This is a genomic window from Allobosea sp. 05T439 (genome assembly GCF_056396005.1).
The window spans coordinates 1-11763 of the sequence record NZ_JBFTKP010000079.1 but is presented as its reverse complement, the minus strand read 5'-3'; the positions used below and the strand labels follow the sequence as shown (position 1 = coordinate 11763).

The following is an 11763-nucleotide window of genomic DNA, read 5'->3' as shown; positions in this document are numbered from 1 at the left end:
CTGAAACGTAGCGAGCTGCGAGAGCATCTCTTCGGAAAGGCCGGCAGCAAAAACACCGGCGTCTGGCGTTGGGGACAGGTTGACGAATGGCTTTACGAGAAGAGAGAGACCCGGGGTGCTTGTCGATGAAGCAGCCGGTCGTGATGAATTGGCACGCCGCGACAATGACGCTCTGGCTTGACGTTCCGTCCCGCCTTTGACATTCCGTCTCAGATAACTGTTCGAATTTCGTTCTAATTCCGCACGAATTATAATGTCACGAGCCAAGTCCCCTGGGGAAAGCGGAGCGTTCACGGGAACATGATTGGCGGCTCCGCCCCTCACTCCACTCTCACGAATTAGTGCGGTATCTGACTGGGCCCGCAACAGTCGTCACCCGCCGTGTTGACGGGCACTTCCAATTGGGCCGATGTCTGAGAGGACGTGTGACCATCGCTTCGAACGGATGCCAGTGTATTCGGTACGGGGGCTTAATCGCCCCCCTTTCGCGATCGGAGTTATTTGCGCGACGTTGGTCGGCTGACAGATCGACCTGCTCAGACAACAACAGGATGCTTGGGGCGACTGGATTCGGGTCATGACGCTTGCGAGAAGACCGAATTCGATCGATCGAGACGTAGGTTCGCGCTTGCGAGCGCGAAGGCAGCTCATCGGCCTCAGCCAGTCCCAACTAGCGGAGCAGTTGGGCATCACGTTTCAGCAGATCCAGAAATACGAAAGCGGATCAAATCGGCTCAGCGCGAGCCGTCTTCAGCTCATCGCGCACATCCTTGAGGTCCCGGCGGGTTACTTTTTTGAAGCGGCGGCGACTGAAAGCAACGCGCCTCAAGAACGCTTAAGGGAAGTTAGTGCCAACGATATCGCTGAATTGCTCTCGACCAGCGAAGGAATTCGTCTCGTCAATGCCTTCTTGAAGGCCGAAAGCACGGCGAAGCGCCAGCAGATCGTTGCCATGGTTGAGGACCTGGTGAATGCCGATCCTGCCGGGAGCAGCGACAAAATCGGGCATTCTCACGAATAGCGCAAGTACAATCGGGCAAAAGCACGCGATGACCGAATCTGAAATCAAATGACGTATCGTCATACAGGGCGACGCGTCCGGTCTCGGCTTGTCGTAGCAGCATCGTCGTGCTGTCACTAGTTAACCAATCTCCGTCGATCCGAACGGGACGGTGCAAATCCCCGTCGACGAGCCAATATGCGTGTGCTTACATCATTTCGATACCTGTTCTTGGCTTGACTACATGCATTGTGAATACTGAATATTATGCAATCCGCTGCGCTATCGGCCAACTGAGGAGTTATTGGCATGGCGATCTCAAGGAAGAGCGGATTTTCCCACGAACTTCCAGCATCGCCCCCAGCAAACCAGCGGAATTACAAATGGTTTCGGCCCGATGGAGACGATGACGATAGTTTTKGCCGAGGGATTATTTGGGGAGCCGCGATATCATTCTTGCTCTGGGGAGGGATGGCGTTGGCCTGGCTCACTATTCTTCGATGACTGCACCGCATGCGTGATTTATCGCGCATGAGCACTCAGCAAGAACATCGATGGCCTGAACTGGAGTGACTTCCCCAACAGGGATGGACAAAACGCCTGGCCGTGGGCCAGGCGTAAACCGAAGTTTCTGAGTTGGGTGCAGCACCCAGTCAGTGGCGCCGCTCCTCACGCCGGTCGGTGCGTCCGGTGCGCCGCGTGTCACGCCGCTCCCCGCGCCCCGTACGCCTGTCCCCACGCCGCTCCATGCCGGAGGTCTGGGCCTGAGAATTCGAGACTGTCAGGATCGTAGCAGCCGCAGCAACACCGAGAGCGGCTGCCGACCACAAGAAGGAAAGGGCATGTCGGCGAGAGATCATGTCCGGATTGAAGACTTCGCTCATGGGAAAGCTCCTCGGGATCTATGAACAGTCTTTGCCGCCCCCTGTCGCCCCCGATCACCATGATTGACGTAAGGTCACATTTCATCTGCTCGAGTCAATCAAAGCAGGCTGTTTATGGCCCGGCGTAGCGTCTGGCGCAAGTCTATTCTCCTACCCTTGGCGCAACTGTTTCGCTTCGACCAATAATCGACGACCCGAATACAACTGCCCGATCTATCGAGGTCACGAGAACCCCGACGCGTTGGCATTCGGGCGTCCGCGGAAATTGGGATGCTCCGGGCAGTCGAGATTTGGGGCTCATAGAGCGAAGTGATCAAAATATCGCAGTCCGGAACATTCGGCACTTCATTGGGAAATTCCGCCGATTATTCGGGTTCTCTGTAGTGACTCGATATGGAAGAGATTGACTGGCCTACCCTGACCTCGGAGGACACCATGCGATTAGGACTTGTATCCACCGCCGTTCTTGCGACGTGTCTTGCAACGTCGGCCTTCTCCGCTGATCTTCCCAGCCGCCAAGCTCCGCCTCCCCCGATCGTCTACGCGCCCCTGTTCACCTGGGCTGGTCTTTATGTCGGTCTCAACGCCGGCGTGGGCTGGGCTGACTCGGGCGAGATCGCCGTCAACGGGCCGACTGCTGGCTCTTCCAGCGTCCTGAGCGGTGTCGGCGGTGGTGATGGCAGGTTCGTCGGTGGCGGCCAGATCGGATATAACTGGCAGTCCGGCGCGATTGTCTACGGCCTTGAGACCGATATCCAGTATGTCGATACAGGCGGTAGCGTGGCCTGGGGACAATACACATGGTGGGCCGGCAGAGGCGGCGGTGACGGCGCCTATTTCGGCACCGTGCGCGCCCGCATCGGCTATGCCTTCGACCGGACCCTGGTCTACATCACCGGCGGTCTGGCCTATGGCGGCCTGAACACCAACCCGCTGACCGGCAACACGACGAGCAATGCCGGCTGGACCATCGGCGGCGGCGTCGAATACGCCTTCACCAATAACTGGACGGTCAAGCTCGAAGGCCTCTACGTCGATACAGGCGAGGGCCGACGGACCCAGGTCTTCGAAAACCCCGCGGGCGGCGTGCTGCCGGCCGGAACCTATACCGCGGTCAGCAATGGCGGCGGCGGCGCCGGACTCCTGCGCGTTGGCGTGAACTACAAGTTMTGACGCGCGGCGAATGGAACTCCTGCGGTCTTGCTGKAAATTGGCTGGACCGCTGGAGGTCGTTGCAGCGGGCATCGTGTAGGAAGATCACCCGCTGTTTTAACCAAACGTTGCTACGGAGCAATTTCTATCAAAAACGTAGCAACGATATTCGAGGGTCAACAGATGAAGAAGTCGGCTATTCTTGTCGTTTCGTTTGCTTTGCTTGCCGCTGGCGGCTGCGTTGGGTTTGGCAAGGGCAAGGGCAAAGCGCCCCCGCCGGTTGCAACGCCCATCGTCACAAAGGGCTAAATGGTTTGCGCGACGGCTCATTGCCGTCGCGCAAACCCACCACCATCGGGACGGTCCGGTTTTCTGTGCTGTMCAACGTAAGTGATCCCGTCGTACCGCGGCTTACCGCAGTCCTCACCTGCCAGCCCCGGCAACTTCGCTCGMTGACAAAGTTGTGACAGCGGCCACGCACCTAGCGACTCAATACGGCTTGCGCTCCGGAAGGGGCGGTTCATGATGACATCAAGAATTGGCTGATCCCGTCACAATGGTGCATGACAGCTACGGGATCGGCATTTGAGTTCCATCGTTGCGTGGAGAGCGCCTTATGCTTGCGAGGAAACACCTCAGAGCTGTCTGGCTGCGCATAGGGGCCGTGCTTGCTGTTGCCGCGCTTGTCATCGTCCCAATGCTGCTCAAATAAGAGCGCGACCAGCAGGCCACTGGCTCCGGCCGGACCGCGAAGCCGCTCCGCCACTAACTCAACTCTGGGGCCAAGAGTGGATAATTTCTGAGAGAATGGGGCTGAGGGCTGAGGTAAACGAAGCCCCGATTGGCCCGAAGGCGAACCCAGCCAACGTCGGGAATTGGACCGGCTCCGGTTGCCCGAGACGTCGCAAGGGATGGCGGTGATGAGCACGTGCATGGCTTGAACGAACAAGCCGGACATGGCGGACGCATGGTAGGCAGAGGAACCCCAAAAAAAGGAGTAATGCACATGGTCCTCGCCATCTGGTCGTGCGCCGTCGCCGCCCTCGCGCTTGGGGTGGTCATCGTCCGCTGGTTCGCTGGGCGCGCCGACGGCGCAGTTCGTCCGGATCAGCAGCAGCCCTGCTGACGGCGTTGAGCCGGCAAGCCGCGACGTGGCGGCAAGTCGAGTGGCCCGGCGATCCGCGCACCCATCGCCTCTTCCGACGGAGCGAAGCATGATCGAGCATTCCCAGCGCTTCTGGACAGGGTGCCCGACTACGCCCTGACACACTTCGATGGCGGGAGCAGCAGTAGCGCATAGGTCCGACTGGGAGGGTCTCGACGGATGCCAGTACCCCAGCCAGGTATGGGATCTCGCTGACGCCGGCCGGAGCCTCGGCCGTGGCAAGGCTTTCGCCTTTCGGGGCACCACGAACAGCGCGTTCACCGGAGGAGAAAATTCTCTACGAGCTCTGCTGTACCGATCTCGAGCACATTGCCATCCTTGGGGAGGCCATCGCGGAGCAGGCCAATCCGAATTCAACGGCTTGCTTTACTGGTCTCCTCGAGGAGCGCGCTGGTTTCCCGATCTTCCAAGCAGAGCGCGTAAGCTCTCCAACTGAAGGCTGGGAGCGCCTTCAGTGCCGCCTTCTGCAAGCTGTGAGCGGCATGCCGTTTGACCCCCTACGGGCGTGGCCGATTACTTCCCACACGGCGGCACAGGCGACACCCCGCGGAATGTCACTGCGATGCTGGCCCTGGCCGATGCAGCCAATCTCGGTCGGAAGCGGACGCGCCGCGTACCTCGCCTCGGCCGCTCCATCTCGTGGCGCTCTTTTAAGGCCCTTCTCAAGGGGACGATATCCAGAGTTCTAAGTCGACTGGATTGGTCGGGAGAACCGTCGAACTCCCGGCACACGGGCTTTCTGCGAACCCGGCAAATCCTGCTTAACTACGATGCCGCATCGAACGCGCAAATTGTGGATCGCACTGCAAAGTACATTTGAGGTAATTGGCATTCAGTGTCAGTATTTGCCATCGAAATGGTGATACTCGACGTCGTTCCTGCCTTGCGCCGTAGCCGATGCGTTCCTTGCCTATGTCTTCTGGGGGGTTCACGAGGGCGTTCCATGTCGGCTCAAGAACGCGGGCTTGCCCGTCTCATGCTTAGACTTCCCGCGTTCCGCAATCGCTTCGGGCAAATGCAAGTCCTGCAATTTCGCGGCCTCTGCGAGGAGTACGACGTCGTCTGGGAGGTGATCACCCGGTGGTCCCAGGATCAACGCTGCGTGATGTTTAGCTTAGACGATTACTGCCGCCTCGCGACCTCGATCGAGAGCGATGCCATCGCGATAGCCGAGGCTGTTCCGGATCCCGGCACCATCGGCATCCTTGGAGTGTGACAGCCAAACCCGCCAACGCCAGGATGGCGCGCGCGCTTGAGAGGTGAGGGCCGCAGCGGTCGCCCACCAGCCTCTCCGCGACGGAAAGCCTTCGCATCGTCATTGCCGCCACGGGCGGACCGGAGATCAACGCAGCCAGGCACTCCTTTCGGAGGGGCAAGGCATGATCCTGTCCTTGCTTGACCACGACCTCGCCATGCAATGCTTCGACGGCAGGAGCCGGGGTAGCGGTTAAGCAGACACATCTCCAAGGCCCCCCGGCGACCTCCCCAGGTTCGGCCCGGATCAGACGCCGTAGAGCCAATGTCGGCTTCGAGTTTACCTATGAGAGCTTCGGGGTCCCGATGACCGAGTGCTGGCTCAGCGTTGACGAGGACGCCCACGAGCGTGACATCGACAACTGGCACTGATCGCCAATCTCAAATGCGGATCCTTCGGCTAAACGCCCCGTAGGTGCCGCGGTGCCGCAGATCGTAGTGCCGGCGTTGACGCCGGCTGTCATCCTTCGTGTGCACGAAGACAGCCACGACAAGGAGAGCCGAGAGCCCAATGAGGGCGTAAAGCATGGCGGTGACGCTCATTTTTCCCCAGACCCAAAGCAACATAAGCCGCGTTGCAATGATCTCCCGAGTCAAACCCGCTGCCAAGCGGAAAGACCCCGATTACCCCTCGTTATACACTCCCTGATCCCCTGACAGCCCTGAGCATCGGAGGAAACCCGCTGAAATCGCGAGTTTCCTTTCTGGCGCCGGCGGAAAACCCCGGCGTCCGGATTGATGCCTATGATCAGGGCGAACGTGAGGGCGGCTGAGCCGACCACGTCGTGTCATTTGTGCGGGGCGATGCTGGATTGCGTTGCGCCGAACGGATTTGGCCCCAAAGCGGCAGGAGCATCGCGACGCGCTCGCGGTAGCGTCTGTAGTCGTCGCCGAACAGCGCGATCAGGTCGCGCTCTTCCAGCATGATGCCAACCAGTATGTAGGCCGTCGTCCCTGCCGCGAAGAGCAAATGGCCCTGGCTCATGACGGGAGTAGCCCAGAAGGCGATAATGAAGCCGAGATAGATCGGATGCCGAACAAGCTTGTACAGACCCGGCGTCCTGAATTCGGCTTCCGGCATTCTACGGCCGGCGAAACGCACGAATACCTGCTTCAGCCCAAAAAGCTCGAAATGACTGAACATGAAGGTCGAGAGCAGGACGAACAGCCATCCGAACTGGGAGAGCCCGATCAGAGTCGCCGCCAGCGTCGGATTGGTCACGCTCCAGACGCTCTCCGGCAAGGGCCGCCATTGCCACAACAAGAGCGCAAGGGCCGCCGTTGCGAGCAGCACATAGGTTGGCCGCTCCAGCGCCGGATCGATCCAGCCGAGCCACCAGCGTTTGAACCCTGGACGGGCCATGACGCTATGCTGGACCGCAAAGAGCGACAGCAATGCGAAGTTGACCAKGAGGGCCTGCGCCACCGGCGTTGCCGGCCCGTCGTCGATACCCTTCGGCACAAGAAACCCGCCGACGAAACCGATCGCATAAACAAAGGTCAGGAAGAAGAACGCGTATGACAGGAGGCCATAGAGAAGGATCGCGGTCTTGCGCATGGCTGGTACCTCGGTTGACGCGACGTCGCAGTCGGCCGGTGTCGCGGTAAAGCGCGGTGAAGATGTTCGGATATGGCGTGATGTCCGATTGACCTTGGGTCCTTAGCGATCTGTCTCCACAGCGTTGTCCGGCGTGATATTCGACGATCCGCAGTGTGACTGTGATGGAAGTCACATGCAGCAAAGGGACTCCCCCAAGCTCAGGGATGGCGCGGCATGCCTCGATGCTGCCTAGCGGCAAGGCCCGTGGAAGTTGCCGTTTCGCTTGCTGCGCTGGCGCCGGCGCCGAGCGGTTCGGCGAGTTCGCATCTCTCGATCACGACAACTTCGTGCCCATCACGTGCGTCCGAGTTCGTTGCGGGAGCCGCGGTGCATGGTTTCCCCAGACGAGGTCAGGCGATCAGGATCGCGCGGGTCATTGACATTGGTCAGCGTTGGCCTTCGGACGAGGTCTCCGAGGGGGCCGAAATAGGAATAGGGGCGGTTGCCGAGGATAGCGGCGGCATGGATTCCGCCGGCACGATCGCGCCGGCGCAGGTGACGAAGTCAACTGGAACGGTACCGGCACCGGAGCGTTGAACCCTCACGTCGAAGAGAGGAGTCATTGATATGAAGGTATCCGAAGCGATGACCCGAGGGGCTCATATCGCCCGCCCGGACGAGACCTTGCAGGCGGTATCTCGCCGTATGGCCGAAGAGGATATTGGCTTCCTACCCGTCGGCGACGTCGATCGATTGGTCGGCACGATCACCGACCGCGATATTGTTGTGCGGGCTCTTGCCGAGGGGCGTGATGGGTTTGCCCTGGTTCGCGACGTGATGACGCGCGATGTCAAATACTGCTTCGAGGATGAGGAGATGGACCACGTCATCCACAATATGKGGGACAACCAAATCCGACGCCTTCCCGTTGTMGATCGCAACAAGCGGCTCGTCGGCGTGGTCTCGCTTGCTGACGGCGCGCTCAAGGACAGCCCGGAAGCCGCCGGAGACGCCCTAACAGACATCGTGGAGCCTGCAGGGCGCCCAGCGGCATAGTCCGCGGCGATTGTGGTCTAACGAGTGGGAGGGCGTGGAGATGCCGCGGCGAAGCTGGCCTGCTTGCCTCCTACTACGGCTCAGTTGAAATCCTGAACCGTAGCGGTCTCTTGCGACCTGGTTGGCGCTCGATACGATTGCCATGTTGGCACAGGATTGGTCTCAGGGCCTAGCCAGCGACCTTCTTGCGCGTAGCTCGCTTCGCACGCACGGGCTTCTCGGGAGCGGCCGCCGGAACCGGCTTGGCCTTGCGCCCCAAGCCAGAAGCCTTTGCGAGCTTCGCCCGAGCTTCCGAATAGTTGGGTGCGACCATCGGATAGTCGGAGGGCAGCCCCCATTTTGCGCGATACTGTTCAGGCGTGAGATTGTAGGCCGTGCCCAGATGGCGCCTGAGGGATTTAAATGCCTTGCCATCTTCGAGGCAGATGATGGCGTCCGGCGTGACCGATTTCTTGATCGAAACCGCCGGCACAAGCGCGATAGGTACAGGCGGAGCTTCGGGTTTGGCTCCGAGCTGCGTGAGAGCGGAATGAGTGCTCGAAATTAGCGCAACAAGGTCCGCGGGAGGAACGTTGTTGTGGGCGACGTAGGCCGAAACAACCATTACCGTTAGATCAACTACATTGTCATTTTCTTCGCGCATGGTTCTTCCTTAAATAAAAGCCTGCTTTAACCGCGTACCTGACCTATGTTCTCCCCAAAATGCAATGTTCATTTCGTGGCTGAGCGGTCATCGAACGTGTTCTTTCGATAGCAATCGCGGTTCACGGCTAGATGAAGCAATTCGGAGGAGGAGATGACCGTCATTTACAATGCCGCCTTGCATAATTCGGATTCTACCCTACGCTTTGGTGGGACGCGTCACTAAAGCTATGGAAACCAATATGGCGACTGGAACGGTCAAGTGGTATAACGAAACCAAGGGTTATGGGTTCATTACGCCGGATGCCGGAGGTAAAGATGTCTTCGTCCATGCAACGGCCTTGGAGCGGGCTGGTCTTCGAGGGTTAGCAGAAGGTCAGAAGATTACGTATGACGTTGAAGCGGACCGCCGCAGTGGCAAAGAATCTGCGGCTAATCTTAAGGTCTGAGATATCAAGCCGCCCACATCAGTGGGCGGATTTTCTTTTGACGAATCGTCCAATTTCTAAGGGCCATCATGCAGCCCGCGAGCGCATCCGCCTTTGCTGACCAAGGCCCATCTTCTTGGCAAGTTGCGACCGAGCCTCGGCATAGACTGGGGCTACCATCGGATAGTCCGGGGAAAGGCCCCACATCTTCCGATAGTCGTCGGGAGTAAGATTGTAAGCCGTCCGCAGATGACGCTTGAGACTCTTGAACCTCCGTCCATCATTCAGGCAGATCAGATAATCTGGCGCGATTGATTTCTTTATTGAAACGGCGGGCTCGCGCTTCTCTTCAACGGGAGCGGCAACCTCAGGCGACACCAGCTTCCCTAGCGATTGGTGGACCTTCGCGATCAAGTCCGGCAGTTCAGTTGCGGGCACCGAGTTGTGACTTACGAAAGCCGAAACAATATCCGATGTTAATTCGACGAAATTCGGAGTTCCAGTGTCCTGATCCATGTCTGGTATCCTTCACGCTAAATTTCTGAGCTCTCCACTCGCGTTCTGAGTGACTACGAAAACGAAGAACGATTACGATACATCTCGTGTCGCTAGGTCATAAATTCAATACAGCGATCGGTTCATATTTGCCTTGGGATCAGTCCGAAGTATGGCGGGCTGCTGAGCCGAGACACGCTAGAGGCTTCTGCCCGGAAACTCGCACGGTACACTCGACCGCAGCAGGCAAAACACGAACTCAACGGCTCGGGGCTTCACATCGAGAGCCTTGGACGCCATTCGCTCAGGCTCCGGAAACGCGAATTACACGAATGTCCTAGAGTTAGATCTGACGTTAAGTGATGCCTTTAGAGATATTTCGATTTTCGAAGCATTTACAAAAAGCGGTGGCTACGCAAACATCCGGGTCGGCCTGGGGAGGTAGTACGGGGTTCTAAAACCATGCCGGAGCGTTTGATTGCTATCGTCGACGATCATCCACTGCTGATGGAGGGTATTGGTGCGCTGCTGAAGCGTTGGGGCGGTTTCACCCTCGCCGCGACAGGAAATGTCGCGGACGACATCGTGTCGATCGCCAAAAGCCACCACCCCGATCAGATGATTGTCGATCTCAACATGGCGGGAGATGTTTTTCAGGCAATCTCAGATGCGTTGAAGTTCGCTCCCGAGACGAAGATCATTGTGTTCACAGCCTCGATAAATGCGGATGATGCAATCAGAGCCTTGGATATTGGGGCCAGGGGCTATGTCCTGAAGGGGAGCCCCGGAGAGGATCTCTTCCAGGCTCTAGGGGCGACGCAGCAGGGCGATGTGTATGTTACACCAGCCTTTGCAACCAAGGTAATTGGTGCCTTGCAGGATAAGGCTCTGCAACGACAGAAGGCGATCAGCAACAGACTAAGCGTTCGGGAGGAGCAGATCGTAAAATTGCTCCTACTCGGGAAGAAGAACAGCGAGATCGCCCATGAGTTGTCGCTCAGCGATAAGACCGTCAAGGGCTACATGACCAATTTGATGGCGAAGCTGAACGCCCGCAATCGTCTTGAGGTCGTCATTACGGCTCAGAAGCTGAATGCTGCAGCAGATATTCCGGGCACAAGACGATAGGAAACGTGGCGTCCATGTTGCCGCCAGCGGCTGGATTTGGCGTCACGGTTGCTTGCGAGAATGCGCCATGGCCGACTTGGCCCCTGCTTCAAAGCCCACGCCTTTTGTGATGGCGTGCGCCAGATCGGAGCCAAGGCTCTTCACAGCAAGGACTAACCAAAAAGGGCAATCCAGCCCTAACGATATAGGAAGTAGGGATCGCGGCCCATTCGAATTGAAGCCTGCACTGGAGGTGCAGCGACAATGGGGGTTCGATCGGCAATTCGCCCTACCAGTTTGATGAATCTAAGCTGGAGGTGTGTGAGGCGACGGTGATCCAGTTCCAACGTCTCGCGCAGTTTCGGGGGAATAAGCTCGAAAGAGGCACGGATCATGATGCGTTGTATCGGACGCAAAGGCCTCGCGATGAGCGGCGCGTGCATCATTAAAGCCAGGAATTCTTCAATGACATCCGCGTGCGTCAGCGTGGGCTCGACCTCCGCAAGCATCACGCGCCACGCCTCAAGCGAGGCAGGAGCTCCGTTGGCGCCGTAGAGCCGGGCGGCCTCGGCTCCTTCGGTGAAAGCGCGTGAGGAGTCTTCGAGCGTTAGCTGCGCGACGTCACATCCCAGCAGAACCCGCCTTCAGTTCAACCGTTCCCACATAGGTCCAGAGGGGCCACGGTTTGAGCCGCAGTTGAAATCTCGCAAATTGGCGGAGAAACGTAACCATGCGGCGTAGGCCGCAGTACGGCTATTTCGGGTCGTCCGATCTTGTGAGCAGGTGAGGATTGGCTTTGTAGATTTCGGCGAGGCCTTTGAGCATCTCGATGCCGAAGTCTGTGAACGCCATGACGCTGTCATCGCCTGGCCCATAGACCCAGACCACGCCGTCCTCCTGGTCCATTTCATTGGCCACGTCCCACAGCCAGTCCTCGTCCTCACCGAGCATTTCGGCGACGCGGGCAATGGTATGGACATGGTGGACCTTGTTAACCGGGGCCAATGTCAGGCCGCCGCCGCAGCGATGGCGGATGCTTT

12 protein-coding genes are annotated in these 11763 nt (G+C 58.5%); 6 read left to right on the top strand and 6 right to left on the bottom strand.

Features of this window, described 5'->3' with window-relative positions; all coding sequences use genetic code 11:
• Positions 1-577: 577 nt before the first annotated feature.
• The gene (locus AC1DIO_RS34410) at positions 578-1021 is read left to right on the top strand and encodes a helix-turn-helix domain-containing protein (protein WP_476769050.1); all 444 of its coding nucleotides are present in this window, start codon (positions 578-580) and stop codon (positions 1019-1021) included.
• A 632-nt stretch (positions 1022-1653) separates the two neighbouring features.
• On the opposite strand, the gene AC1DIO_RS34405 is transcribed toward AC1DIO_RS34410, so the two are convergent.
• Complete coding sequence (locus AC1DIO_RS34405; RefSeq protein ID WP_476769051.1) at positions 1654-1884, bottom strand: hypothetical protein; 231 nt, start codon at positions 1882-1884, stop codon at positions 1654-1656.
• Positions 1885-2319: 435 nt separating this feature from the next.
• Here AC1DIO_RS34405 and AC1DIO_RS34400 point away from each other — a divergent pair, with 435 nt between their 5' ends.
• Both AC1DIO_RS34400 and AC1DIO_RS34395 read left to right on the top strand, forming a co-directional pair.
• The gene (locus AC1DIO_RS34400; RefSeq protein ID WP_476854866.1) at positions 2320-3057 is read left to right on the top strand and encodes an outer membrane protein; all 738 of its coding nucleotides are present in this window, start codon (positions 2320-2322) and stop codon (positions 3055-3057) included.
• Between the two features lie 2087 nt (positions 3058-5144).
• Positions 5145-5417 (top strand): hypothetical protein, encoded by a 273-nt coding sequence (locus AC1DIO_RS34395; protein ID WP_476833209.1) that lies wholly within the window; start codon positions 5145-5147, stop codon positions 5415-5417.
• 786 nt (positions 5418-6203) lie between these two features.
• Here the strand turns inward: AC1DIO_RS34395 and mddA are convergent.
• Entirely contained in the window at positions 6204-7013 is an 810-nt protein-coding gene (gene mddA, locus AC1DIO_RS34390; RefSeq protein WP_476854865.1) for a methanethiol S-methyltransferase, read from the bottom strand.
• A gap of 609 nt (positions 7014-7622) precedes the next feature.
• Between mddA and AC1DIO_RS34385 the strand changes: the two genes are divergently transcribed.
• Positions 7623-8051 (top strand): CBS domain-containing protein, encoded by a 429-nt coding sequence (locus AC1DIO_RS34385; protein ID WP_476854864.1) that lies wholly within the window; start codon positions 7623-7625, stop codon positions 8049-8051.
• Positions 8052-8220: 169 nt separating this feature from the next.
• On the opposite strand, the gene AC1DIO_RS34380 is transcribed toward AC1DIO_RS34385, so the two are convergent.
• Positions 8221-8694: a Ros/MucR family transcriptional regulator gene (locus tag AC1DIO_RS34380; protein WP_441509065.1), complete on the bottom strand. Its 474-nt coding sequence runs from the start codon at positions 8692-8694 to the stop codon at positions 8221-8223.
• Positions 8695-8935: 241 nt separating this feature from the next.
• Between AC1DIO_RS34380 and AC1DIO_RS34375 the strand changes: the two genes are divergently transcribed.
• Positions 8936-9142 carry a cold-shock protein gene (locus tag AC1DIO_RS34375; protein WP_476771008.1) on the top strand — a complete coding sequence of 69 codons (207 nt, stop codon included), beginning with the start codon at positions 8936-8938 and terminating at the stop codon, positions 9140-9142.
• Positions 9143-9208: 66 nt separating this feature from the next.
• On the opposite strand, the gene AC1DIO_RS34370 is transcribed toward AC1DIO_RS34375, so the two are convergent.
• Positions 9209-9637, bottom strand: coding sequence for a Ros/MucR family transcriptional regulator (locus AC1DIO_RS34370; protein ID WP_476771007.1), 429 nt, complete (start codon positions 9635-9637; stop codon positions 9209-9211).
• Between the two features lie 441 nt (positions 9638-10078).
• On the opposite strand from AC1DIO_RS34370, the gene AC1DIO_RS34365 reads away from it, so the two are divergent.
• On the top strand, positions 10079-10744 hold the full coding sequence (locus tag AC1DIO_RS34365; protein ID WP_476854863.1) for a LuxR C-terminal-related transcriptional regulator: 666 nt from the start codon (positions 10079-10081) through the stop codon (positions 10742-10744).
• 176 nt (positions 10745-10920) lie between these two features.
• Here the strand turns inward: AC1DIO_RS34365 and AC1DIO_RS34360 are convergent, their stop codons facing one another.
• Positions 10921-11355, bottom strand: a complete 435-nt coding sequence (locus tag AC1DIO_RS34360) for an oxygenase MpaB family protein (protein WP_476854868.1) — start codon at positions 11353-11355, stop codon at positions 10921-10923.
• A 121-nt stretch (positions 11356-11476) separates the two neighbouring features.
• Complete coding sequence (locus tag AC1DIO_RS34355) at positions 11477-11758, bottom strand: hypothetical protein (RefSeq protein WP_476854867.1); 282 nt, start codon at positions 11756-11758, stop codon at positions 11477-11479.
• Positions 11759-11763: the final 5 nt, after the last annotated feature.

What these genes read in the sequence shown, in the direction of transcription:
- AC1DIO_RS34410 (WP_476769050.1), top strand. Translation starts at nt 578, where the DNA reads ATGACGCTTGCGAGAAGACCGAATTCGATCGATCGAGACGTAGGTTCG.
- AC1DIO_RS34405 (WP_476769051.1), bottom strand. Translation starts at nt 1,884, where the DNA reads ATGAGCGAAGTCTTCAATCCGGACATGATCTCTCGCCGACATGCCCTT.
- AC1DIO_RS34395 (WP_476833209.1), top strand. Translation starts at nt 5,145, where the DNA reads ATGTCGGCTCAAGAACGCGGGCTTGCCCGTCTCATGCTTAGACTTCCC.
- AC1DIO_RS34380 (WP_441509065.1), bottom strand. Translation starts at nt 8,694, where the DNA reads ATGCGCGAAGAAAATGACAATGTAGTTGATCTAACGGTAATGGTTGTT.
- AC1DIO_RS34375 (WP_476771008.1), top strand. Translation starts at nt 8,936, where the DNA reads ATGGCGACTGGAACGGTCAAGTGGTATAACGAAACCAAGGGTTATGGG.
- AC1DIO_RS34370 (WP_476771007.1), bottom strand. Translation starts at nt 9,637, where the DNA reads ATGGATCAGGACACTGGAACTCCGAATTTCGTCGAATTAACATCGGAT.
- AC1DIO_RS34365 (WP_476854863.1), top strand. Translation starts at nt 10,079, where the DNA reads ATGCCGGAGCGTTTGATTGCTATCGTCGACGATCATCCACTGCTGATG.